This window comes from Flavobacterium urumqiense (assembly GCF_900108015.1).
Lineage (GTDB): Bacteria > Bacteroidota > Bacteroidia > Flavobacteriales > Flavobacteriaceae > Flavobacterium > Flavobacterium urumqiense.
Genome location: NZ_FNVP01000001.1, coordinates 680,442 through 705,976, shown reverse-complemented (window position 1 = coordinate 705,976; position 25,535 = coordinate 680,442). Strand labels below are relative to the sequence as shown.

General features: G+C 33.9%; 24 protein-coding genes and 1 tRNA gene. 9 read left to right on the top strand and 16 right to left on the bottom strand.

The window, feature by feature from the left end; translation table 11 throughout:
* From C4S35_RS03140 to mce, 8 genes are all read right to left on the bottom strand, one after another.
* The coding region (locus C4S35_RS03140; protein ID WP_146059509.1) for an IS3 family transposase at positions 1–527 on the bottom strand (527 nt) is incomplete at its 3' end.
* Positions 524–823, bottom strand: coding sequence for a transposase (locus C4S35_RS03135; protein ID WP_103998756.1), 300 nt, complete (start codon positions 821–823; stop codon positions 524–526). The genes C4S35_RS03140 and C4S35_RS03135, both read right to left, overlap by 4 nt.
* Positions 824–867: 44 nt before the next feature.
* On the bottom strand, positions 868–1,521 hold the full coding sequence (locus C4S35_RS03130) for a hypothetical protein (protein ID WP_103998755.1): 654 nt from the start codon (positions 1,519–1,521) through the stop codon (positions 868–870).
* Entirely contained in the window at positions 1,518–1,817 is a 300-nt protein-coding gene (locus C4S35_RS03125) for a helix-turn-helix transcriptional regulator (protein ID WP_103998754.1), read from the bottom strand. Before C4S35_RS03125 ends, C4S35_RS03130 begins: the two co-directional genes overlap by 4 nt.
* 164 nt (positions 1,818–1,981) lie before the next feature.
* Positions 1,982–2,302, bottom strand: a complete 321-nt coding sequence (locus C4S35_RS03120) for a MerR family transcriptional regulator (protein ID WP_103998753.1) — start codon at positions 2,300–2,302, stop codon at positions 1,982–1,984.
* 123 nt (positions 2,303–2,425) lie between these two features.
* Complete coding sequence (locus C4S35_RS03115; RefSeq protein ID WP_103998752.1) at positions 2,426–3,304, bottom strand: hypothetical protein; 879 nt, start codon at positions 3,302–3,304, stop codon at positions 2,426–2,428.
* A gap of 126 nt (positions 3,305–3,430) precedes the next feature.
* A tRNA-Ile gene (locus C4S35_RS03110) sits at positions 3,431–3,504 on the bottom strand.
* A gap of 142 nt (positions 3,505–3,646) precedes the next feature.
* The gene (mce, locus tag C4S35_RS03105) at positions 3,647–4,048 is read right to left on the bottom strand and encodes a methylmalonyl-CoA epimerase (protein ID WP_103998751.1); all 402 of its coding nucleotides are present in this window, start codon (positions 4,046–4,048) and stop codon (positions 3,647–3,649) included.
* 178 nt (positions 4,049–4,226) lie between these two features.
* Here mce and C4S35_RS03100 point away from each other — a divergent pair, with 178 nt between their 5' ends.
* Positions 4,227–5,879, top strand: a complete 1,653-nt coding sequence (locus tag C4S35_RS03100) for an Ig-like domain-containing domain (protein WP_103998750.1) — start codon at positions 4,227–4,229, stop codon at positions 5,877–5,879.
* Here C4S35_RS03100 and C4S35_RS03095 read toward each other — a convergent pair.
* From C4S35_RS03095 to C4S35_RS03080, 4 genes are all read right to left on the bottom strand, one after another.
* The gene (locus C4S35_RS03095; protein WP_103998749.1) at positions 5,876–6,652 is read right to left on the bottom strand and encodes an amidohydrolase; all 777 of its coding nucleotides are present in this window, start codon (positions 6,650–6,652) and stop codon (positions 5,876–5,878) included. The two genes, C4S35_RS03100 and C4S35_RS03095, sit on opposite strands and share 4 nt — an antisense overlap.
* Before the next feature lie 80 nt (positions 6,653–6,732).
* Positions 6,733–7,479: a succinate dehydrogenase/fumarate reductase iron-sulfur subunit gene (locus tag C4S35_RS03090; RefSeq protein ID WP_103998748.1), complete on the bottom strand. Its 747-nt coding sequence runs from the start codon at positions 7,477–7,479 to the stop codon at positions 6,733–6,735.
* Positions 7,480–7,567: 88 nt separating this feature from the next.
* On the bottom strand, positions 7,568–9,568 hold the full coding sequence (locus C4S35_RS03085; RefSeq protein ID WP_103998747.1) for a fumarate reductase/succinate dehydrogenase flavoprotein subunit: 2,001 nt from the start codon (positions 9,566–9,568) through the stop codon (positions 7,568–7,570).
* Between the two features lie 13 nt (positions 9,569–9,581).
* Entirely contained in the window at positions 9,582–10,247 is a 666-nt protein-coding gene (locus tag C4S35_RS03080) for a succinate dehydrogenase cytochrome b subunit (RefSeq protein WP_103998746.1), read from the bottom strand.
* 480 nt (positions 10,248–10,727) lie between these two features.
* On the opposite strand from C4S35_RS03080, the gene C4S35_RS15920 reads away from it, so the two are divergent.
* The 3 genes from C4S35_RS15920 to C4S35_RS15910 all read left to right on the top strand — a co-directional run bounded on the left by C4S35_RS15920 (position 10,728) and on the right by C4S35_RS15910 (position 11,635).
* Positions 10,728–11,003, top strand: a complete 276-nt coding sequence (locus C4S35_RS15920; RefSeq protein ID WP_244175181.1) for a hypothetical protein — start codon at positions 10,728–10,730, stop codon at positions 11,001–11,003.
* A 55-nt stretch (positions 11,004–11,058) separates the two neighbouring features.
* The gene (locus C4S35_RS15915) at positions 11,059–11,220 is read left to right on the top strand and encodes a hypothetical protein (protein WP_244175180.1); all 162 of its coding nucleotides are present in this window, start codon (positions 11,059–11,061) and stop codon (positions 11,218–11,220) included.
* 208 nt (positions 11,221–11,428) lie between these two features.
* A complete protein-coding gene (locus C4S35_RS15910; RefSeq protein WP_244175179.1) occupies positions 11,429–11,635 on the top strand; it encodes a hypothetical protein in 207 nt (68 codons plus the stop codon).
* 216 nt (positions 11,636–11,851) lie between these two features.
* Here C4S35_RS15910 and C4S35_RS03070 read toward each other — a convergent pair whose 3' ends face one another.
* Positions 11,852–13,333, bottom strand: coding sequence for a helix-turn-helix domain-containing protein (locus C4S35_RS03070; RefSeq protein WP_103998745.1), 1,482 nt, complete (start codon positions 13,331–13,333; stop codon positions 11,852–11,854).
* Between the two features lie 118 nt (positions 13,334–13,451).
* Between C4S35_RS03070 and aceB the strand changes: the two genes are divergently transcribed.
* From aceB to C4S35_RS03045, 5 genes are all read left to right on the top strand, one after another.
* Positions 13,452–15,053, top strand: a complete 1,602-nt coding sequence (gene aceB, locus C4S35_RS03065; RefSeq protein ID WP_103998744.1) for a malate synthase A — start codon at positions 13,452–13,454, stop codon at positions 15,051–15,053.
* Positions 15,054–15,089: 36 nt separating this feature from the next.
* On the top strand, positions 15,090–16,370 hold the full coding sequence (aceA, locus tag C4S35_RS03060) for an isocitrate lyase (RefSeq protein ID WP_103998743.1): 1,281 nt from the start codon (positions 15,090–15,092) through the stop codon (positions 16,368–16,370).
* A gap of 156 nt (positions 16,371–16,526) precedes the next feature.
* Positions 16,527–17,819: an aminopeptidase P family protein gene (locus C4S35_RS03055; protein WP_103998742.1), complete on the top strand. Its 1,293-nt coding sequence runs from the start codon at positions 16,527–16,529 to the stop codon at positions 17,817–17,819.
* Positions 17,820–18,095: 276 nt separating this feature from the next.
* Entirely contained in the window at positions 18,096–18,896 is an 801-nt protein-coding gene (locus C4S35_RS03050; RefSeq protein ID WP_103998741.1) for a TIGR00266 family protein, read from the top strand.
* Positions 18,897–19,163: 267 nt separating this feature from the next.
* Entirely contained in the window at positions 19,164–19,946 is a 783-nt protein-coding gene (locus C4S35_RS03045; RefSeq protein WP_103998740.1) for an alpha/beta fold hydrolase, read from the top strand.
* Here C4S35_RS03045 and C4S35_RS03040 read toward each other — a convergent pair.
* The 3 genes from C4S35_RS03040 to kbl form a co-directional block, all read right to left on the bottom strand.
* Positions 19,943–22,708 (bottom strand): PD-(D/E)XK nuclease family protein, encoded by a 2,766-nt coding sequence (locus tag C4S35_RS03040; RefSeq protein ID WP_103998739.1) that lies wholly within the window; start codon positions 22,706–22,708, stop codon positions 19,943–19,945. The two genes, C4S35_RS03045 and C4S35_RS03040, sit on opposite strands and share 4 nt — an antisense overlap.
* Positions 22,709–22,772: 64 nt before the next feature.
* A complete protein-coding gene (locus C4S35_RS03035; RefSeq protein WP_103998738.1) occupies positions 22,773–24,206 on the bottom strand; it encodes an OmpA family protein in 1,434 nt (477 codons plus the stop codon).
* A gap of 134 nt (positions 24,207–24,340) precedes the next feature.
* Positions 24,341–25,534 carry a glycine C-acetyltransferase gene (gene kbl / locus C4S35_RS03030; protein WP_103998737.1) on the bottom strand — a complete coding sequence of 398 codons (1,194 nt, stop codon included), beginning with the start codon at positions 25,532–25,534 and terminating at the stop codon, positions 24,341–24,343.
* Position 25,535 lies beyond the last annotated feature (1 nt).

Below are 25,535 nucleotides of genomic sequence, written 5' to 3'. Positions count from 1 at the left end.
CAAGCCTTAAGCGAGGTTTCATCCGTACTCATTCCATCGCTCAAACTCCAACCTATAATTTTTCGGTCGTACAAATCCATAATAGTTGTCAGGTATACAAATCCCTCTTTGGTTTGAATATAGGTGATATCAGAAACCCAAGCTTTTGAAGGCATTTTTACAATAAACCCTCTGTTTAATATATTTTCAACGATTAAATAATTATGATTTGAGTTGGTCGTTACTTTGAATTTCTTGCTTAATTTACTTCGTAAGCCTAGCTGTTTCATATATTTTGCTACACTAATTCTTGAAATTTTATAACCAATACTCCTAAGTTCTAATGTTATTCTAGGACTTCCGTATCGTTGTTTGGATTCAAAATAAATCACTGTTATCTTTTCTTTTATGGCGATTTTTCGTTGCTGTCTTGCAGTGATTGTTTGTTTTTTCCATCGGTAATAACTTCCACTACTCACTTGTAGAACTTTGCACATTTTTTCAATCGGGAATACTTGTTCATTGTTTTTAATGAAACTGTAAATCATCGATCGCTCTTGGAAAAAATGCCGATTGCTTTTTTTAATATATCACGCTCTAACTCGGCATCTTTGAGTCTTTTCTCCAATTCGTGAATTTTTTCTTGTTCAGGACTTAGTTTTAAATTCCCTCTTCCAGGAAAACTTCCCTCTCCAAACTCCTCGAACTCTTTGCGCCATTTGTACAACTGTGGTGCTGATACTCCCAGCTCTCTGGCCAGTTCTGATATGTTTGTTCTCTCATAACTCAATTGGACCGCTTTTTCTTTGAAAGCTTTGTCATAAATTTTGCGCACTTGTTTCATAGGTTAAAATTAAGATTATTTCTTAACTTTCTGTGATGGCTAAGTTAGCATGTCCACATCATCAAATATTTAAAAAGCATACTTAAATTGTCTTTGTTCTTCAAATCATTAATGTTATATACTCCAAGTGGATTAAACTCTTTTGTGCTAAGGAATTTAATTTCAAATCGAAGTGTATTTTCTTCTCTTCTATACTGCTTTGCTTTATCATATATTTTTATCATAAAGTTTGTATGTTCAAATTCTAACAAACAGCCTTTGCCTTTAAACTTTCTTAATGCTGTGTGCCTTTTCAATTTGTGCATCAAAACACTATCTTCAATAATTTTTTCTGCACTTTTTGGTACATTAATATTAAAACCGAATTCTAATTGAGTTAGTTTTGTTTCATTAACATCTATTATATTATCTGACAAATAATCAATACTGGAACATAGTTCTGAATAGGAAAAATCATTGTAATTATGCTCTTGTCCAGTTAGTAACAAATTATTTAATTTGGGTATTGAGTTCTTAACATAGCCTCCATTTTCATTGATTACTATTTCCATATTTCCAAGATTGGCTTTATATGGATAAAGTACTTCTCCAGTATGATATTCAAGGCTAGTGATAACCCTTTCAAAGTTCTCTTGTTTCATAACAAATGGCTCTATCCTGCTTTTGTCTTGGTAGTGTACTCTAATAAAATCTATCATGACCTAGATTTTTGAGTTCTTCCTAAGTAATTTTCTACTTCTAAATCACACTCGTTAACTGAGCTTACTTTACGATTGAGAACCCAACTATCAAGCTCAGTTCTACGGAAATATATCTTTTTGCCTCCTGGTACATAAAAAGATATTTCCTTATTACTTGTCATTTTATAAAGACAAGATTTTGATAATTGCAGATACGCTCCCGCTTCTTCAAGAGACAAAATCTCTTTACTTAAAATGTACTGTCTTACGATTAAGACTTCTATTCTGTCTAATTTCTTTAGGATATTTTCCATTACTGTTTAGGTTATGGATATGCGCATATCTCTGTTATTATTGAAGCAAATTAAGCGCATAAAAAAACCCTCATTTCAAAAGAGTAATGAGGGTGTAAGTAAAAGTGTAAGGTATAATGTAAGGTTGTTTCAAACAGACCTTTTTAATCCTGACAAATCAATTATCAAATAATTGTAATTGCACACAAATAAGCTTCAACTTCCTTGTCAAAGCCTTCTGTTGTTGAAAATTTACCCGAGAAAACCAAATATTCAAGCTCTGACTTTCTAAAGTAAATATTTTGTCCCTCTGTGGAATAAAATGGAATTTTTTTATCATTAATCATTGTAATCAAATCTGATTCTGATAAGCTTAAATACTTTTTTCCTTCCTCAAAAGACACCAGCTCTTTTTCTAGATATTGCAACTTTTTTAAATCTAATTGAACTTTTTTCAATTGTTCTAACACATGCTCCTTTGAAATGATTTCTTGGAATAATTCCATAATTATAAAGTTTATGGATATGAGTGCATATCCTGATTAAGGCACCAAAGAAATAGTATAAAAAAACCCTCATTCCAGAAGTGTAATGAGGGTTTAAGACAAAGTGTAAGGTATAGTGTAAGGTTATTTCAAATACTCTTTTTTTAGTATTTTGATTTCGTTTTGAATTTTAATTATATCAGTGTGTGAATTGTCTTTATTTCTAGATAAAGCCACGTATAAATCATTACTTTTTAAAGGTTTACCCTGTTTGTTTAAAAATAATTTACTTTTCTCTATCGAAACTGCATTAAAATTTTCAAAAAAGGGTTCAATTTCTTTCAGAAAAAAGGCAACTATAAAATTAGATTTGTCAAAGATAATTTTGCTGTGAGGTTCTGGATTGGCAGATGTAAATACATCAACAAACATTTCTTCAGAGATTTCAACATCATCAATTAAATATAAGTTTGATGCTGTATCATACAATTTTCCAAAAAACCTATACGGTACTATAGGTTTGCTCTGAAATATTGACATTCCACTTTCGGTCTTAATTATAAGTTTCCTAAAAACGGAATGGTATTCCACAATATTTTGGTATTTGATTTTCAAATCTCCAATAATCTTTAATATCTCATTCTTGACAATACTTATGAGGTCTCCTTCTAGAGTTTCAAGTTTTACTGTGATAATATCTAATTGGTGATAGTAATCTATAAGTAATTTTGACTTCTCTGATTCGGGTAGTTCTATTAGATTATCACTTATAGCTTGATAAAGTATAAATGTTTGTTTTATGATTGAATTTTCAAAAAACTTATCTCTATTAATTATTGTTATTTCAAATTTTGCATCTTCACTATCAATTATCATTTCATCCTTAAGATAATAATCGTATTCCTGTAAATATTCAAATCCATTACTTATGAGTTCAGGATTGTTTATGAAAGATGCAAATAAAACTTCAATCCCATTATGAAATACTAAATCGTGATAAAATTGTAGACTAGAGTTTGGCATTATGCTAAATATTGAGATTAATTCCGATAAATATAAAAAAGAAATATGGAAAATGTTTAACCTATGTTTAACCTGTAGAAAAAACAAAAGCCTCCACATTGCTGTAAAGGCTTGAATTCATTGAAGTGGTCCCACCTGGGCTCGAACCAGGGACCACCTGATTATGAGTCAGGTGCTCTAACCAACTGAGCTATAGGACCGGTTAAGAGTTTGCAATATTACCACTATTTTTTATTCACTCCAAACATTTACGCCTTAGATTTTCAGATAGTTTTAATATTTATATTTATTAATTAGAAAACCGTTGATTATTAGAGTTCTAAAATTTCCAATAAAATAAAATTAACTTATTTCCTGACAAAGTTCAATCAAGACACCATTCGTGCTTTTAGGGTGCAAAAATGCAACTAACTTATTATCAGCTCCTTTTTTTGGTATTTCATTCAGGACAACAAATCCTTCTTTTTTCAAACGTGCTATTTCTAAAAAAATATCTTCAACATCAAAAGCAATATGATGTATCCCTTCCCCTTTTTTTTCTATAAATTTAGCAATAGGACTCTCCGGATTAGTCGCTGCCAGAAGTTCTATCTTGTTTGGCCCAACGGCAAAGAAAGAAGTACTTACACCTTCACTTTCTACATTTTCATATTTATAAGCCGGAAAACCCAGTAGTTTTTCGAAAATTAAATTGGATACTTCTAAATTTTTTACTGCAATTCCTATGTGTTCAATTTTTTTCATTTCCTATCTATTATCTAAAATTACAAATTTTATATCGAGGTAAATTTACACATTAAAAGATAAAAAGAAAATAAAGAATCTTAAAAGTAAGCCCGTTTAAATACCTGTAATAAAACATTAAAAAGTTTCAATCCCATTAATTATAATTGTTATTTTGTAATTCTAATACAAATTTGATATGTTGAAAAACAATTTAAGGTATATTTCCCTGCTATTACTTTTAGTAACAATAGGTTGTGCAAAAAGAGGAAATATAACCGGCGGTTTAAAAGACACGATTGCACCCGTTTTAAAAATGAGTTTTCCTAAGAATTTTAGCACCAACTTTAAAGGAGATGAGATTAAATTGATATTTGATGAAAATATCAAATTAAAAAACCTGAACAAGCAATTAATCATTTCTCCGCCAATGAAACAAGAGCCTTTGATTTTACCAACTACCGCAAGTAAGTTTATTACAATTAAAATAAAAGATACCCTACAGCCTAATACAACGTATAGTTTCAACTTTGGTCAAAGTATTTCTGACAATAATGAAGGAAATCCGTTTAACCAATTCAAATATGTATTTTCGACCGGTGATCATATCGATTCTCTGTCGCTGAGCGGAAAAGTGAAGGATGCGTATGACAAAGAAGTAGAATCTTTTGTTTCTGTAATGCTTTATGAGATAAATGACACCTTTAAAGATTCAATAGTTTATACTGATAATCCTAGATACATCTCAAATACACTTGATAGCTCGAAAACTTTTAAATTAGAGAATTTAAAAGCAGGAAAATATCTTCTTGTGGCGATGAAAGATTATAATAGCAACAATAAATTTAATCCAAAAAAAGACAAAATTGGATTTAGCAAACAATACATAACCATCCCAAATGACACTGTTTACGAATTAGAGTTATTCAAGGAAGTTGCACCATTTAAAGTCTATAAACCAACTCAAGCGTCGGGCAATAGATTAATTATGGGTTACGAAGGAAAAGTGAATTCAGTTAATGAAAGACCTAAAATAATTTTAAAAAACAAAAATGAGACCCTTCCCTCTATCGTTACTCAATTGCCAAAAAAAGATTCTCTACAAATATGGTACAAACCTTTAAAAAGTGATTCACTAGCCTTATCGGTTACCAAAGAAAAATACCAACAGGATTATACTTTAAAAATCAAAGACCAGAAAAAAGACACTTTAAGTATCACTATGGTACAAAATAGCGTTTTAAATTTTAGAGATCGTTTGACTTTTGAAACTACTACACCATTAGTTAAATTTGATAATTCAAAAATTAAAATAGTAAATAAGGCCGGAACTACAGTTTCTTTCACTTCGGAATACGACGAATTTAATCAAAGATTATACTTAGATTTCAAGAAAGAGCCTTCTGAAGAATATGCTTTTACCATTCAACCTGGCGCATTGATTGATTTTTTCGAGAAATCAAATGATACACTGACTTATAAAATAGCAATAAAAACGGCCGCAGAATATGGAAATCTTAGCGTTTCTTTACAAAACGTAAAACAATTTCCTGTGATAGTGGAATTGACTAATCAAAAGGGAGAAGTTTTAGCCTCTGAATACTCAGAGAAAAACACCACAATAGACTTTAATTTAATTGAACCCTCTTTGTATTCTCTTCGCGCAATTTATGACGGGAATAAAAACAAGGAATGGGATTCAGGAAATTATTTAGAAAAACGTCAAGCCGAAGAAGTTATTTATTTCTCAAAAGAAATTGATGTTCGTGCAAATTGGGATGTAAATCAGATTTTTGATTTGAGTATTCCCTACAGCCCGGAACCAAAAAAGAAAATAGATAAGAAAAACTAAAGCTGTATATTTTTTATTGCAAAAGAATCTCTGTCGTTCAAAAAGTCTAATTTTTTTCGGGTTTCTAACATTTTTTCTTTGTCTAATATTACTATAAAAGAACTTTCAGATTCTTGTGGTTCCAACACATAATAACCAAGATGATCGACAACTTGTGAATGTCCGGTATACTGATACCCATTATCGTCCTCGCCTATTCTATTAACGCCAATCGCATAACTCATGTTTTCTATAGCACGCGCTTTAAGTAACACGTCCCAAGCATTTATTCTTGTTTTTGGCCAACTTGCAACATAAATAAGCAAATCATAATCTTCCGAATTTCTTGAAAATACCGGGAATCGTAAATCATAACATACTTGGAGACAAATTTTCCAATCTAAATAATTAACTATAACTTTTTGCGTTCCGCTAGTATATACTTTGTCTTCTCCAGCCAATGTAAATAAATGTTTTTTATCATAGAATTGAAGTTCCCCTGACGGAAATACGAAAACCATTCTATTGTAGAAATTATTATTTTCTTCAATAACTAAACTTCCCGTGATAGCACTTTTTTTGGCTTTTGCCAATGCTTTAAGCCACGTTACCGTTTCGCCTTGCATTGTTTCCGCAACATTCCCTGGACTCATTGTAAAACCCGTTGTAAACATTTCAGGAAGTATAATCAGATCAATATTTTCAGAAATTGAATTTATTTTTTCTTCGAAATAGTTTCGGTTCTCTTTTGGACTTTCCCAAATTAAAGGCGATTGGATTAGGGTAACTTTCATCTTAAATCATTTTTATAAAGATAAAAAAAAACGCATTCAACTTTGACATTGAATGCGGTTATAATTTCACTTATAAGGTTTTATCCTTTCAAGCTTGCAGACAGATATTCTCTGTTCATTCTGGCAATGTTTTCAAGAGAAATTCCTTTTGGACATTCTACTTCACAAGCTCCAGTATTAGTACAATTACCAAAACCTTCGGCATCCATTTGGCTAACCATATTTAAAACTCTATCAGTAGCTTCAACTTTTCCTTGCGGTAATAAGGCAAATTGAGAAACTTTTGCCGCAACAAATAACATAGCCGAAGAGTTTTTGCAACTCGCTACACAAGCGCCACAACCAATACATGTTGCAGCATCAAATGCTCTATCTGCATCGTGTTTAGGAATAGGAATTGTATTGGCATCGATAGTATTTCCTGAAGTATTTACAGAAACAAAACCTCCAGATTGCTGGATTCTGTCAAATGCACCTCTATCCACCACTAAATCTTTGATTACTGGGAATGCTTTTGCTCTAAAAGGTTCGATAAAAATAGTATCTCCATCTTTAAATTTACGCATGTGCAATTGACAAGTCGTAACCAAACGGTCTGGGCCGTGTGCTTCGCCATTGATATACAACGAACACATCCCGCAAATTCCTTCGCGACAATCGTGGTCAAATGCTACAGTATCTTCTCCTTTTACGATTAATTCATCGTTTAAAATGTCAAGCATTTCAAGAAAAGACATGTCCGGTTCGATTCCATCAATTGGATATTCAACTATTTTTCCGGTGGCTTTGGCATCTTTTTGACGCCATATTTTTAATGTAAGTTTCATGTTTTGAGTTTTAAAGTCATAAAGCCGAAAGTCGAAAGTCGATTGACATGGAGCCATTTGACTTTAAGACGTTAGACATTAGACTAAATTATTTATAACTTCTTTGAACTAGTTTAACGTTTTCGAATTTCAACTCTTCTTTGTGCAACACTGCATCACTAGGATTACCTTTGTATTCCCATGCTGCAACGTATGCGAAGTTTTCGTCGTCACGTTGTGCTTCTCCTTCAGGTGTTTGATATTCTTCACGGAAGTGACCTCCACAAGATTCATTTCTATGTAAGGCATCTTTGGCAAATAGCTCTCCCAATTCAAGGAAATCAGCAATACGAAGTGCTTTAGCCAACTCTGGGTTAAAACTGTTCGCTGTTCCAGGAATTTTTACCTCTTTATAGAATTCTTCTCTAATTGCGGCGATTTCATTTTGTGCTTCTGTTAAACCTTCAGCATTACGAGCCATTCCAACTTTATCCCACATGATTTTTCCTAATTTCTTATGGAAATAATCCGCTGGTTTAGAACCTCCGTTACTCATTAAAGCCTCAATCTGTTGCTTAACATTTTTCTCAGCTTGTTCAAATTCTGGAGAATCAGTAGAGATGGTACCCATTTTAATATCCGGTGCTAGATAATCTCCAATAGTGTAAGGAAGAACAAAATATCCATCTGCTAAACCTTGCATTAATGCAGAAGCTCCCAATCTGTTCGCTCCGTGATCTGAAAAGTTAGATTCTCCAATAGAGAAACAACCCGGAATCGTAGTTTGTAAGTTATAATCTACCCAAGTTCCTCCCATCGTGTAATGCACGGCTGGATAAATCATCATAGGAGTTGAATATGGATTTTCGTCTACAATTTTCTCGTACATCTGGAACAAGTTACCATATTTATTGGCCACAACTTCTGTTCCTAATTTAATAACCAAAGCTTTATCATTTTCGTCTAAATGCTTTAATCTCGCTTGATCTACTCCGTATCTTTCAATTGCAGCAGCAAAATCAAGATAAACAGCTTCTCCTGTTTTGTTAACACCAAAACCGGCATCACATCTTTCTTTAGCCGCACGAGAAGCAATATCTCTAGGCACTAAATTTCCAAAAGCAGGATATCTTCTTTCTAAATAATAATCTCTATCGGCTTCTGCAATTTGGGTTGGTTTTAATTTTCCCTCTCTAATCGCTTTCGCATCTTCTAATTTTGCAGGAACCCAAATACGACCATCATTACGCAAGGATTCTGACATTAACGTCAATTTTGCCTGATGATCTCCAGATACCGGAATACAAGTTGGGTGAATTTGTGTGTAACAAGGATTTGCAAAAAACGCTCCTCTTTTGTGAATTTTCCAAGCTGCGGTTACATTACTTCCCATCGCATTCGTCGAAAGGAAAAATACGTTTCCGTAGCCTCCGGACGCAATAACTACAGCATGAGCAGAATGTCTTTCGATTTCTCCCGTAACCAAATTACGCGCTATAATTCCTCTTGCTTTACCGTTTACGATTACTAAATCCAGCATCTCGTGACGGTTGTGCATTTTTATTTTTCCACGACCTATTTGACGATTCATTGCTGAATACGCCCCTAATAATAATTGCTGTCCTGTTTGTCCTTTAGCATAAAAAGTTCTTGAAACTAATGTACCTCCAAAAGAACGGTTGTCAAGTAATCCGCCATATTCACGGGCAAAAGGAACACCTTGAGCCACACACTGGTCAATAATATTGGTAGAAACCTCAGCAAGACGGTGAACGTTTGCTTCACGAGCGCGGTAATCGCCACCTTTTACAGTATCATAAAACAAACGGAACGTTGAATCTCCATCTCCTTGATAATTTTTTGCAGCGTTAATTCCTCCTTGTGCAGCTATCGAGTGCGCACGGCGTGGGGAATCTTGAAAACAAAAAGCTTTTACGTTATATCCTAACTCTGCCAAAGTTGCAGCAGCCGAACCTCCAGCAAGACCTGTACCAACTACAATAATATCTAAATTACGTTTGTTAGCAGGGTTTACTAAATTAATATGATCTTTATAATTTGTCCATTTGTCCGAAATTGAACCTCCTGGAATTTTTGAATCTAATGCCATTTATAATTGAATATTAATGATTGAAATAATGAAATAATGCAATGAAAATGAAACCAAAAGGAACTACAATTGCAAAAGCATATCCTAATGTATGCAACGATTTTGAATATTTATTATTAAAACCTACAGATTGGAACGAAGAATTGAAACCGTGCCACAAGTGCAGCGATAACAAAACAAACGAAACACAATAAATGGCAGTACGAACCGGACTTACAAATTTGTGCGTCAACTCAGCAAAATATCTATTTTCGTCAAGCGGATTAACCTCTACGTATTTGTACACCATTTCAGGAACCCAGAAATCGTAAAAATGCAACACAATAAAAGCAAGAACCACTAAGCCAGTTATAATCATGTTCCTGGAAGCCCAAGTAGAATTAGCAGCACCGTTGTTCTTCGCGTAAGATATTGGTCTTGCACTGTTGTTTTTGATTTCCAAAACAATACCCATTACAAAGTGAAAAACAACACCTACAATAAGAATGGGCTGAATTACAAACTGAACCAACGGATTGTTTCCCATGAAATGAGAAATCGAGTTAAAAGTGTCAGGACTGAAAACCGAGGTACTGTTTATAAAAAAATGTTGTGCTAAAAATAAAATTAAGAAAAGTCCTGAAAGTGCCATAGCGACTTTTTTTGCTATTGACGATTTCAATAATGCAGATTTTGCCATAAGATTTATATAATTTGTTTTAAAAAATTCTACAAAAATAAGGCAATTAGACAGGAACCACAACCTTTTCTATGTTATTTATAATGAATTTAAAGTGTTTTACACAAAACATCAAGAAATCTCTAAAAATTAAACAAAATCCAAAAAAAGGTTAAACAAAAAAGAAAAAAATCTTAAATAAGAGATAGCAAAATTTATCAAAAATTAATCTACAAAAAGACTAAAATCAGCAATTCAATAATTTTAATTATTGTTTATTTCTAAATTAATAAAAACATCTCCTACTTTCATTTTATACCGCTAAAACAAGTGCATCAAAACAATCCATTTCTGTTTTTACAAGTAAAAAAATTGAATACTGAAAACAGGAATTGATTCTATCTCTTTTGACGTAGCTAAAATACACTTCTCTATTAAAACTTTGGCGAAAGCCAAAAATATTAAACCTCAAAAACTGGAAAAAGGTATATGTTAATTAAAATGACATTATCAGATACAAATCAAGATACCGTAGTTTTTGCAGCAAATGCCTTGACAAAACTAATTCAAGAAAACAATCTAAATCCACGAGAAAACGCAAGAATAGATGTTGGAACCGAAAGCTCAATTGACTATTCAAAACCGATCAGTTCTTTTCTAATCAAATTGATGGAACAAAAATTTGAGAAAACATTTTGTCTGAATGTAATGTGCTTGATTTTACATTCGCTTGCATTGACGGTATCTACCCGTTGCAAAACTGCGTTGATTTTTTAAAATTAAATCCAACCAAAAAAGCAATTGTTGTTACTACTGATTTTGCAAAATTCGATTGAATTCTACCGTACTATATACTCAAGGAGCAGGCGCTCCAGGAATGTTGATTATCGCTAAACCAAGAATTATTGCTTTCGAAAATAATTGGGCAACGGTACAAAAGGAGTTTTCGACTTTTTTAAACTGTACCGAACGATTTCGAAAACAGCAATTATAAGAAATTCAACTAACGAACCGTGGTTTAAAAATTTAGAAAGTGAAGTTGAAATACACAAAGACTAAAGGTTTTTGACAATCAATGTTATATGTATAGAACTAAAAACGCTAATTTTTCATTCAAAAAATTAAAAAACACAAACGAAACCGTTTCCGATTCCTAGAGAAGTACCGTCATGCATTTGCCTTGTGCTTTTCAGGGACGCCGCATGATGTCTGAAATTTATGCTTTGGATTCATCCAATACAATCATTTCAGTTAACGAAGAAGCTTCGGAATACCAAAATAAATTGAAAGAAATCAGCAAATCAAAAGCCTACAAAGAATTTGTAAAAGAAAAATTAATGGCTGCTGAATTGGCTACTTCCTTATTGGATAATTTATACACAGGCGCGATTTTCATGGGATTATTGTGAACTTTAGCCCATTTTTATAATACTGAAAAATAAAAAAGAACAAAACAAAGTATCCAAGTCCCTAAAAAGAATGCGTTTTGGACCGAATAAAAAAGAAAATTCCCAATCTATTAAGGGCTCGTTATTACAAATTGATTGACTAATTTTACAAGTCTTTAGAAAAAGCACCATAATTTTTAATCGAACTTTCGGTGCTTTTTTAACTATTTAAGCGGTCTAACTAAATTTAGCCATATACTTTTGCACTATCAAATCCGTATTCTCATTCCGAGTCTTCTGTTCTAACTGAATGGGAGGAGAAGCTCTTTCCAGACAATTTTTAACTGCACAAGTTTCACAAGTTACCCCTACAATTTGTTTTTGGATGGATTTATTGTCAATGAATTTAAATTTTTTCTTTACGCTGGGCGTAATTAGTATTCCCACAGAAATACTTCTTAAACAATCTTTTTTAAACGGATCTAATGTAGCTGAAGAGAACACCAAATACTCATTACTACTGTTATCATAACGAGAAATTTGCGCATCAAAAAAATGATCTTTATTTTGTTTCATTGCATTTTCTATAGTCTTGATTGACACCCATCTTCGGCAATAATGCTCATTCATTTCGTTGGCATGCGGTTCTTGTTGATTCGTAATATGCAATTCTTTTTTTATTTGATACGTATCCGCGCCAGTTTTATGAGACAATCGCAGAAAAAAGAGATTCTTTAATTGAAAATCTTTTGGCAAAATGTTGGTCAATCTTTGATAAAAAGACTCAGGTGAAACATTGAATTTACCCATCAGCAAGATCATCTCTTGTGGTTTAGGATCTGTTTTGGATAAAAACAAATTCAACTCATCAATAAGATGCTGTCTAGGAATAAGCAATGCACCGGCAAAATAGGAAGCATAGAAGTTATTGAGAACCTGATCGAAATTGTCAAATTTTATCCAACTAAAAGTAAATAATCTTTCTGTAATTTCAAGGTAATTATAAGCGATTTCTTTTGCCAAAATAAATGCTTTTTGAGGCTCATCAATATCTAATGAAAGCAAAAGCGTCTTACTTTTAGGAACAAAAATCGACCTTAAATCTCCTAATTCTTCTTGTTCCGAAAAAACAATTTCCTGAATAGTATACCCATATTCCTCTATTAATATAGCAGACAATTCCTCAATGGAAATTTTAGTATCAATATCAATATGAAAGGCTTTAGAAAATTGCAACACTTTCAGCTCTAAGTCTTCAAAATAATTGTTGTGTGCTTCCTGATAGGAACGCAATGCAGCCAAGAAAAAACTTTCACGCGTTAAATTGTAATGCTGGGCAATCTCAATAATGGTGCTTATAAACGCATTTACTTTTGCAGGAGCATTAGCAATGATATCAATGAGATCATTTTCCTGAATTCCGAAAATATCCAAAGGAATCTCTTTTAAAATACCCGATTTTAAAATTTCACCTATAGGCGCCAAATTATTATCCAGTTTTAAAGAAACCATACTATCATAAGAAACATCCAGTTTTTCTGATAGAAGAATAATCTTATCTGTTTTTGGGTATTTTTTTCCTTTCTCGATTTCGTTTAAGTACGATTTTGAAAGGTCTGTAATTTTAGCCAAACCAAATAAAGACAAGTTCTTATTGGTGCGAGCCTGCTTGAGCTTCAACCCAAAAATCAATTTGATATAATCCTTTTCTACATTCATAAAATCAAATATACGCTAAAAAATAAAAAACGCAAAAAAATATTTTTACATTTTTAGCGTACGTTCGCTTGTTTTGTAAAAAACTTTTTGTACTATTGTCCTGTAAAACGAATTAACCATGAGACATCAAAACGAAACAACCGAAAGATTACTACAATTATCAACTGACACGAATCACGATTATCCAGAAATATTGACGGGTGAAGCCATTGATTTTTTAACAGAGTTGCATCAGAAATTTAATAACAAAAGACTTTCGTTATTAGAAGACCGAAAAAAACAACAGGTCTTATTTGACCAAGGAGCATTACCAAGTTTTCCTGCCGAAACAAAAAGTATCAGAGCAAGCAATTGGCAAGCCGGAAAAACTCCAAAAGACTTATTAGACAGAAGAGTCGAAATAACAGGTCCTGTTGACAGAAAGATGGTCATCAATGCACTTAATTCGGGAGCAAAAACTTTTATGGCCGATTTCGAAGACAGCACTTCACCAACTTGGAGTAATTTGATGAGCGGACAACAAAACTTGAAAGATGCAGTAAACAGAACCATTACTTTAGAAGATACTAAAAAAAATAAAAATTACAGCCTAAATGAAAAAACGGCGGTATTAATAGTTCGACCTAGAGGATTGCATTTGCACGAAAAAAATATTTTGATTGATGGTCAACAAGCTTCAGGATCACTTATAGATTTTGGATTGTATGCTTTCCATAATTATAAACAACTTATTGAAGATGGAACTGCTCCTTATTTTTATATTCCAAAATTGGAACATTATTTAGAAGCAAGATGGTGGAATGAGGTTTTCGAATTTACACAAGAATATTTGGGAGTGCCCAACGGAACATTTAAAGCAACTGTTTTAATTGAAACCATAACAGCCAGTTTTCAATTGGACGAAATCATTTTTGAACTAAAGGATCACATTGTTGGTCTTAATTGCGGAAGATGGGATTATATTTTTTCTTACATCAAAAAATTAAGAAATAATCCGGCTTTTATTGTTCCAAATAGAGATCAGGTAACAATGACTTCTCCATTTATGAGCGCATACTCACAGCTGGTTATTCAAAGATGTCACAAACGTAATATTCATGCAATAGGCGGAATGGCCGCTCAAATTCCGATAAAAAACGATGATGAAGCGAACACAATTGCATTCAATAAAGTAATCGCTGATAAAGAACGTGAGGTAAAAAACGGACATGACGGTACTTGGGTTGCACATCCTGATTTAGTTTCATTAGCCATGACCGTTTTCGACAAGCACATGCCAACAGAAAACCAAATTCATGTAAAAAGACAAGACGTACACGTTACTGAAAAAGATTTGCTAGAGGTTCCTAAAGGAACAATCACCGAAGAAGGAGTTCGAAAAAACATCAGCATTTCTGTTTTGTATATTGCATCCTGGCTAAACGGACAAGGTGCAGCAGCCTTACACCATTTAATGGAAGACGCTGCAACTGCCGAAATATCAAGATCACAATTGTGGCAGTGGCTTAAAAATGAAGTGGTTTTAGACAATCAAAAAGTATTAAACGAAAAATACTACCACCGAATGGCAATGGAAGAATTTGAAAAAATCAGAAAAAATGTTGGAGATGAAAATCATGAAAAACAAAAATACAGATTGGCAGAACAACTACTAGACATATTAGTGGTAAACGATAATTTCATCGAATTTTTGACAATCCTAGGATATAAATACATCTAAAAAACCTATTAACAAACAACAATAAAAACGCAGAAAATGAAAACAACAGAAACAAGAATTCAAGAATTAGTTGCAGACTGGATCTCTAACCCTAGATGGAAAGGAGTAGAACGCCCGTACACTGCTGAGGAAGTTATCAAATTACAAGGATCTTACATCATAGAACACAGCGTCGCAAAAATTGGAGCTAACAACCTATGGAACAAACTTAATTCTCAAGATTTTGTAGCTGGACTTGGTGCATTAACAGGTAATCAAGCAATTCAAGAAGTTGAAGCAGGTCTTGACGCAATCTACTTAAGCGGATGGCAAGTTGCCGCTGATGCAAATGTTGCCGGTGAAATGTACCCTGACCAATCTTTATATCCTGCAAACAGCGTTCCGCTAGTTGTAAAACGAATCAATAACGCACTTTTACGTGCTGATCAAATACAAGTTGTTAACGGGACGACCGATAAAAAAGAATATTTAGTTCCTATAGTTGCTGATGCTGAAGCTGGTTTTGGAGGCAATCTAAATGCTTTTGAATTAATGAAATCAATGATTGAAGCTGGCGCTGCAGGCGTTCACTTTGAAGATCAATTGAGTTCTGCCAAAAAATGCGGTCACTTAGGCGGAAAAGTATTAGTGCCAACACAAGAAGCAATCAACAAATTAATCGCAGCAAGATTAGCCGCTGACGTTATGGGAACTCCAACGTTAATTGTTGCCCGCACTGATGCTGATGCTGCCAATTTATTGACCAGTGATATCGACCCAAGAGATGCTAAATTCATTACAGGTGAGAAAACTGGAGAAGGATTTTTCTACGTAAATTGCGGAGTTGAACAAGGAATTGACAGAGGATTGAGCTATGCACCTTATGCTGATTTGATTTGGATGGAAACCAGCAACCCTGATTTGGCTTATGCCAAACAATTTGCAGATGCGATTCACAAAGAATTCCCAGGCAAAATGTTAGCGTACAACTGCTCTCCCTCTTTTAACTGGGCTGCAAAATTATCTGTTGCCGAAATGGAAACGTTCAGAGAGGACCTTGCTGCAATGGGATACAAATTTCAATTCATCACATTAGCTGGATTTCACGCTTTAAATACCAGTATGTTCGAATTGTCAAAAGCATACAAAGAGAGAGGAATGGCCGGTTATTCTGAATTACAGGAAAGAGAATTTGCTTTGCAAAAACACGGTTTCAAAGCCGTAAAACATCAAGGTTTTGTAGGAACATCTTATTTTGATGCCGTTCAAAATACCGTTACTACAGGAAAATCTTCTACAACAGCCATGAAAGATTCTACTGAAGAAGCACAGTTTTAAGAAAATAAAGTAGTTAAAAACACAAAATGAAGTGGTCTGAAAAACAAATTTCAAGCTATTTCGTTTTGTGTTTTTTTATATAATTTTGCCAAATTCGTAACTAAAATGATTTAAACTTACTATTTTTGAGTACTTAAAAGTTTAAACACAATTGTTATGAAATACCATCAAATTGACCGTGACTTATTTATAAAAAATCGTACTAAATTCACGGCTCAAATGAAGCCAAAAAGTGTAGCGATATTTAATTCCAACGATATTTATCCCGTTTCTGCAGACAGCACTTTGCCTTTTGCACAACACCGTGATATTTTTTATTTAAGCGGAGTAGATCAAGAAGAAAGTATTTTATTGCTTTTTCCTGATGCACCTTATGAACACCAAAGAGAGATGTTATTCCTCAAAGAAACCAGCGAACACATCGCGATTTGGGAAGGTGAAAAACTTACGAAAGAGCGTGCTCTGGAAGTTTCTGGAATTAAATCCGTATATTGGTTACCCGAATTTGAGAAAATTCTGTTCGAAATGATGACGCATTCTGATACAATTTACATCAATACCAATGAACATTATCGCGCTACGGTGGAAACCGAAACTCGCGAAGCCCGTTTTGTAAAATGGTGGAAAGAGAAATATCCGGCTCATGCAGTGGCAAAAAGTAATCCTATACTGCAACGCCTTCGTTCTGTAAAGGAAAGTGAAGAATTGAATTTAATCCAAAAGGCCTGTGACATTACCGAACTTGGTTTTAGAAGATTATTGCCTTTCGTGAAACCAAACGTTACTGAATACGAAATTGAAGCCGAGCTGATTCACGAATTCGTTCGCAACCGTTCCAAAGGTTTTGCTTACACTCCAATTATTGCTTCAGGAAATAATGCCAATGTGTTGCATTATATAGAGAACAATCAACAATGTCAGGCTGGTGATTTGATTTTACTGGACGTTGCTGCCGAATATGCTAATTATTCCAGCGATATGACCAGAACAATTCCTGTTTCAGGAAAATTTACTAATAGACAAAAAGACGTTTACAATGCCGTTTTGCGTGTGAAAAATGAAGCAACCAAAATGCTTGCTCCAGGAACACTTTGGAAACAGTATCATATCGAAGTGGGGAAAATCATGACTTCTGAATTGTTAGGTTTAGGATTAATCGACAAAGCCGATGTGCAAAACGAAAACCCAGACTGGCCTGCTTATAAAAAATATTTTATGCACGGAACTTCCCACCACATGGGACTGGACACGCACGATTACGGGATTTTAACAGAGCCTATGCAAGCCAACATGGTTTTCACGGTAGAACCGGGAATCTACATTCCAGCTGAAGGTTTCGGAATCCGTCTCGAGGACAACATCATCGTTCAGGAAAGCGGCGAACCATTCAACATGATGCGCAACATCCCAATTGAAGTGGACGAAATCGAAGAATTAATGAATAATTAATTCCTAAAAACATACAACGAAATCGGTATACAGCAATGTGAACCGATTTTTTTTTGGGCGCAACCCAGCCTCCGTAAACTCCGGCTGCGTCGGGCTATTCGCTGCAAGTCCTCGTCTCGTCTAAAAAGACGAGACTGTGGGCTTTCCGCTATTATCCCTTGCGCGCTTCAACGAGAAAATATATTACTCCAAAACATCAATTCCAAAATCCATCTTAAAGCTGTAACTTTATAAACATCATTCCGACTTATTTAAAAAACTTAAAACACAGAAATCATGCAAGCACACGAAATAGATTACCATATATATGGCGAGGAAATGCAATATGTAGAAATAGAATTGGACCCACAGGAAATCGTAATTGCTGAAGCCGGAAGTTTTATGATGATGGACAACAACATCCAAATGGAAACCATTTTTGGAGATGGATCAGAACAACAATCCGGACTGTTTGGTAAACTGTTGAATGCCGGAAAAAGAGTGCTTACAGGAGAAAGTCTGTTTATGACAGCGTTCATCAACCAAAATAATATTAAAAGTAAAGTTTCATTTGCAGCTCCATATCCTGGAAAAATAATTCCGATAGACTTAACGCAATTTGGAGGAAAATTCATTTGCCAGAAAGATGCCTTTCTTTGCGCTGCCAAAGGTGTTTCTATAGGAATTGAATTCTCTAAAAAACTGGGACGCGGCCTTTTTGGCGGAGAAGGTTTCATCATGCAAAAAATTGAAGGCGACGGAATGGCGTTTGTTCATACAGGAGGAACATTAGCCAAAAAAGAATTAGCCGCAGGCGAAATCCTAAAAGTCGACACCGGTTGCATCGTAGGTTTCACCAAAGATGTTGATTACGATATTGAGTTTATTGGCGGTATCAAGAATTCTATTTTTGGTGGAGAAGGATTATTTTACGCTACACTTCGCGGTCCGGGAACGGTTTACGTACAATCCTTGCCTTTCAGCAGACTTGCCGATAGAATTATTGCATCCGCACCAAAAGCTGGTGGAAATAGCCGAGATGAAGGCAGTTTATTAGGCGGATTAGGAAGTTTACTCGATGGCGACAGACGATTCTAAATTTTATAAACGGCTTTCCAAAATGGGAGCCGTTTTTTTTAAACATATAAGACATGTAAGCAAATAGAAGTAGTGTTTAAATGACTTATATGGTTAAAAACACTTTTTGTTTAATAATTCTGCTCAAATATTTTTTCGATTTTTATTGGTATTTTTTCGATTAATTCAACACAACAATTCTAAAAACATACATTTACTTATCCGCCTTATATGGTTTAAAAAAATTAAAGACCTAATTTTGCAGTCGCTCAAAACAAAACTAAAAAAGTGAAACAAATTCTCTTTAAAAACACCAACATATCCTATTCCGATACCGGGAAAGGCACCGCTATTGTTTTACTTCATGGTTTTTTAGAAAACAAAACAATGTGGAATTTTTATATTCCCGAATTGGCCAAAAAAAATCGGGTGATTACCATCGATTTATTAGGTCATGGCGAAACCGAATGTTTAGGATATGTGCAAACGATGGAGGAAAATGCCGATGCAGTTCACGAAGTTTTATTAGCATCGCGCATTCGTAAAGCCATTTTTGTTGGGCATTCTATGGGTGGTTATGTGGCTTTGGCTTTCGCCGAATTGTATCCTGAAAAGGTAAAAGGATTGGTTTTATTGAATTCAACGGCAAAAGCAGATAGCGAAGAACGAAAAATAAATCGCGACAGAGCTATTAAAGCAGTGAAGCAATCTTTTATAAATTTTGTTTCGTTATCTATTGCTAATTTATTCAGCGAATCCAACAGAGAAAGACTTTCATCAGAAATAGAAAATGTAAAAATCAAAGCTTTAAAAACACCACTTCAAGGGATCGTTGCCTCTCTGGAAGGAATGAAAATTAGAAAAGACCGAGAAGTTTTATTGCACCTTACGCCTTATCCTAAACTGTTGATTTTAGGAGAAAGAGATCCTGTTTTACCATATGAAGAAACAAAAGAACAAATAGAAAACACAGCGGTGAAACTGGTCACTTTTCCGGACGGACACATGAGTCATATTGAAAACCAAGACGAGTTATTATCCGTATTGTTGGCTTTTTTCAAAAGCATCTAGATCATTTTCTCCTCAAAAGGTATATTCTGATCTAAAATTTCGCTCAACAAAAGAACCATTTGTTCGAGATAATTAAACAAAATTTCTTGGTTTATAATTGAATTCATTTCTTTTTCTTCTTTAAAATTAAACGGAAGAAAACCTGATTTTAAATTTTTGAAAGATATAATCCCTGCTTCTATTGGTTTCCCTTTTGCTGCCTCTTCATACATATAAGCATACGCCAAAACCTGAATTATTTTGTCATTTTTTATGTCCTCAGTCAAACCTTTCCAGGTTTTAAGCATAACATTTGCTTTCTCAACTTTACCTGTTTTATAATCAATGATCCGAATCGTTCCGTTGCGTTCTTCTATTCTATCTACATTTCCTTTTATCAATACCGGAAAAGGTAAATTAGGATGACTTAATGTTCTTTCAAAAGTTTTTTCTAAAGCCAAGATTTTAATTGCATCCCCATTTTTAATACTTTCCAATTCTACTTTCAGGAAATTCGAAACGTTTCGTTTGGCCACTTCAAAAGCCAAAAGATTACGTCCTTTTTTAATTTCGCCTTCTTTGTAAACCAACTTGAATTGTTTCAACACCTCCGCATCAATTTGCTTGAAAGAGTTTAAAATATCACTTTCCGAAATAAATTTACCGATGAATGGCTCATATAAAACCTTTAAAGTTTCATGAATAATAGTTCCCAAAGTATTCAACGCTATATTCTCTTCCACCTCTTCCACTTCACTAATGCGCAATATTTTTTGGAAATAAAACTGAATTGGATTCCTGATATAACTCGTCAATGCTGATGGAGAAAACCCTTTTTCTGCAATCTCTTTCAATCGGACCATTACACTTTCCGACTTTGGAATCACCATTGTTTGATATGCTGTCTCTGGTAAAACAGCATTGTAAATTTCGTGTGACAAATTGTGATTGGTTTGCTTTTCGACTTCCAGTTGCGTTATGAATCGGCTTTTTTCACCCGCATCCAAACCTTCACTTTCGGTATTGTAAATTAAATAGATATTCTTTGCTCTTTGTAACAAATGATAAAAATGATAGGTATAAATGGCATCTTTTTCTTTGAAAGTTGGCAAACCCAATTCGCGTTTCACATCATACGGGATAAATGAATTCTGGGATTTTCCCGCAGGAAATTTTCCTTCATTCATTGAAGTAATAATGACGGTATCAAAATCCAATACACGACTTTCCAGTACACCCATGATTTGCAAACCATTCAAGGGTTCTCCTTCAAAAGAAACTTCAGCTAAATCAATCACTTGTTTGTAAATAGCATAAAGCGTTTCAATTTTATCGATGTGTTTGTGTAGAGAGTAATAATTGATAAGTTTATTAATTATTTTAAAAATAGCAAAGACAAACGCTTTTGTGATTTTCTCTTCTTCATTATCATTGCTTAGATTATTTTTAATTGTTTGTAACAAATTAGAAATAGATTCCAAAACCGCAATCGAACCATTTTCCCATTTTTTAAATAATAATAAAAACAAATCACTTGGATCAGAATTCAGTTCAAACAGCTTTTTATGAGTAATAAAAGTGTAATTATTTTTATTAATTATATTCACTAATACGCTAGTTTTCGCAAAAGGCTCCACCAAAGGATGTGTTAAAATGTCGAGTACATCTTTATAATACAAAACATAATCTTTAGCATTTCTGGACAACACATTAGTATGCATCTTAAATAATTTAGCAATCAAAATCTGAGCTGGATTATTTTTACTTGAATAACCCATCGTTATATTCAAAGCTCCAATACTTGATGGCAAAGCATATAATAGTGGCACCAATAGGTTCTCTTCGCCCAGAACAATCGCTACTTTATCTAATGATGCGTCAGGATTATCATTGATAATATTTTCTATTATGCTTCCAGTAATTTTGGCTTGACCAATAGATTTTGGTGTTCCAATAACATGAATGTTTTTGATTTGCGAAAAATCATTTACAATCCATTCAAAAGGATTCGATTTATAATATTTCCACCTTTCCTTAAAACGTCTTACAAACAATCCTGCATCATGATACGGGTCATTTAGAAAGGTTTGGTCAACATCCCAATATATCTTGGCGCAATCCGAAGCGATTAAATGTTGTATAATTTTTTCTTCGGCGGCATTCAAAGCATTAAATCCAGCAAAAACAAAATGTTTGTTTGAAATTGAATTAGAGAAATGGCTTAGGTTATTTACTGCCTCGCGATAAATAAGGCCTTGATAGCCAATTCCTTTTTTAAGTAAATGACTGTAAAGTGATTGATAATAATTAGGTAGTAATTTCCAAAAATCAATATATTTCTCCAGTAATACAGTTTTATTTTCAACTTCTATTCCCCATTTTTTTATATCTTCAATGTCTTTCAGATAAGACAAAACATAAGAAGGATCTAATAAATACCGATCAATTTCATTAAAATCCTGCAACAATGTTTTTGCCCAATTAGCAAAAAGCTCAAATGACTGTTGATTAGATTTTTCAGTAATTGACAAGTAGACTTCATAAAATTCAAATAACAATTCGATGGGATCTATAGAACGAATACCCGAAATATCCTGAATAAAATCTTCAACACTAATAATTTCAGGCGAAAGGATATTAGTTAAAACTTTATTCTTTAATGCCTCTATCAAAAATATTTTAGCTCGTTTGTTAGGTAAAACAACTATTACATTGGATAGTTTATCTGAATAATTTTCAATTAAAACGGCAGCTATTTTATCTAAAAAAGAAGTATTTGTCATTTTATAAAAATAAAAAAAACGCCCCGATAAATCGAGGCGTTTTCCATAAATATTTTAGAAAAATTTATTCTCTTATTAAAGAAATTTCAGTTCTTCTGTTCATTGCTTTTCCTTTTGCAGTTTTATTAGTTGCAATTGGTTTAGTTTCTCCAAAACCTGTAGATTTTAATCTATCAGCAGCAATACCATTTTCAATTAAGTAATTTTTAACTGCTGCAGCTCTGTTTTCAGATAATGTTTGGTTCATTTCATTAGAACCATCGCTATCAGTATGACCTTCAACTAAGAATCTTGAATAAGGATATTCTTTTAAGATTGAAGTAATTGATTGTAAAGTTGGGTAAGTTTGTTTTTTGAAAGTAGATTTTCCAGAATCAAATAAGATTGTTCTACTGTACTCATTTAATTTCTTCATAACTTCTTCAGAAACTTCTGGACAACCTTGATTAGCAACTGTACCTCTAACATCGATACATTTGTCATCTTTGTCTAGAACACCATCTCCATCAGTATCTGGCCAAGGACAACCTGCGTTTTCTTTAGGACCTGCAACTGTAGGACATTTGTCATCTTTATCAGCAACTCCGTCTCCATCAGCATCTGGACAACCATTCAATGCAGCTAAACCAGCAACTTCTGGACAAGCATCATCTTTATCAGCTATACCATCTCCGTCAGTATCAGGACAACCTTTTAATGCAGCTAAACCAGCAACTTCTGGACAAGCATCTTCACTATCTTGAATACCATCTCCGTCTGTGTCAGGACATCCGTTGAATTGTTTTAAACCAGCAACTTCTGGACAAGCATCATCTTTGTCATAAATTCCATCACCATCTGTGTCTTTACCACCAAATTTGAAAGTAAGTCCAGCAGTATGTTGGAAATAAGAAGGAGCATCTGGTTTTCCAGAAGCATCTTCTCTGTCACCAAATGATTTTTTGTATGCAGTAGCAAAAGATAAACCTATGTTTTCAGTAAACCAAAAAGTTAAACCAGCACCTGGGTTAACAGTTCCATAACTACTTTCTCCAAAGAAAGTATATCCACCACCAACAGACAGCGAAGGATCAATTACTTTAGAATTAATTAAATTCATAAAACTATATCTAATAGTTCCATCAATACCGTAATACATTAAATCTCCAGGATTAGTTACGATGTAACCACGAGAATCATGACCAACAGCATTTGGAGCAAATCGAACGTATTTAGTAATTTTGTTTACCGATCCAGAAAGACCAAAAGTGAAACCATCCCCTACAAATCTAGATACGCTAAGATAAGATACTGAAGGAAGAATGTTCCAATTGTCTTTTACAGCGAATGGTTGAGAAAAATGACGATCTGCCCAATTTTTTCCGCCACCAGCACTAGTTCTGGTGTCAACAGCATTAACTCCAAAAGAGATTGCCCATGGGTTGTTACTGTCTTGTGCGTGAGAGCTTAATCCCATCACCATCATCACAGCAAATAAAAGTTTCTTAAGATGTTTCATACTTATTTTTTTTAATTAAAAATTTAGTTAATTACAAACAAAAGTAGTGCGTAATTTTATAAATACAAAATGAAATGTTAAAAAAAACCTACAAATAAGATCAAAAGTGGAAATTATATAACTTCAGATCAAAATTATATAACTTTTAGCATCTTACCCACTTCAATAAAAGCATTAATTGCTTTATCTAAATGAGCAGTGGTGTGCGCCGCTGATAATTGAACTCTAATTCTAGCTTTATCTTTTGGAACTACCGGAAAAAAGAAGCCAATTACGTAAATTCCTTTTTTCAACAGCTCGTTTGCCATATTCTGTGACAATTTAGCATCATATAACATCACCGGAACGATCGCTGAATCGCCATCAATTATATCAAATCCTGCTTTTTTCATTCCTTCCTTGAAATAATTAGTATTCCATTCTAATTTATCACGTAAAACAGTATCTCTTTCTAATATTTCAAAAACTTTTATGGAAGCTCCAACGATAGCAGGAGCCAAAGAATTTGAGAACAAATAAGGTCTTGATCGTTGACGCAAAATTTCAATAATTTCTTTTTTGGCAGTGGTATAACCACCCATAGCACCACCAAGTGCTTTTCCTAAAGTTCCAGTAATGATATCTACACGGCCCATTACTCCTTTCGCTTCTAATGTTCCTTTTCCGGTTGCACCAATGAATCCAGCAGCGTGACATTCATCAACCATAACCATAGCATCATATTTATCGGCTAAATCACAAATCTTATCCAATGGCGCTACTACTCCGTCCATAGAAAAGACACCGTCCGTAACAATTAATTTGAAACGAGTTCCAGCTTCCGTAGCCTTGATTAATTGTTGCTCCAAATCTTCCATATTGCTATTTTCATAGCGATAGCGCGCTGCTTTACACAAACGAACGCCATCAATAATAGAAGCATGATTCAAACTATCAGATATAATACAGTCTTGCTCTCCCAGTAACGGCTCGAAAACCCCACCATTAGCATCAAAAGCAGCTGCGTAAAGAATAGTATCTTCCGTTCCGTAAAATTCAGATATTTTTTTTTCCAATGTCTTGTGAATATCCTGAGTTCCACAAATAAAACGCACTGATGACATTCCGAAACCATGTGTATCCAAAGCATCTTTTGCAGCTTGAATTACTTCGGGATGCGATGACAATCCAAGATAATTATTGGAACAAAAATTTAACACTTTTTCTCCTGTTGAAATCGTGATTTCTGCTCCTTGTGGTGAAGTAATAATTCTTTCTGATTTAAAAATTCCATTATCCACAATCGATTGAAGCTCTGCTTGCAGGTGTTGTTGTATTTTTCCGTACATG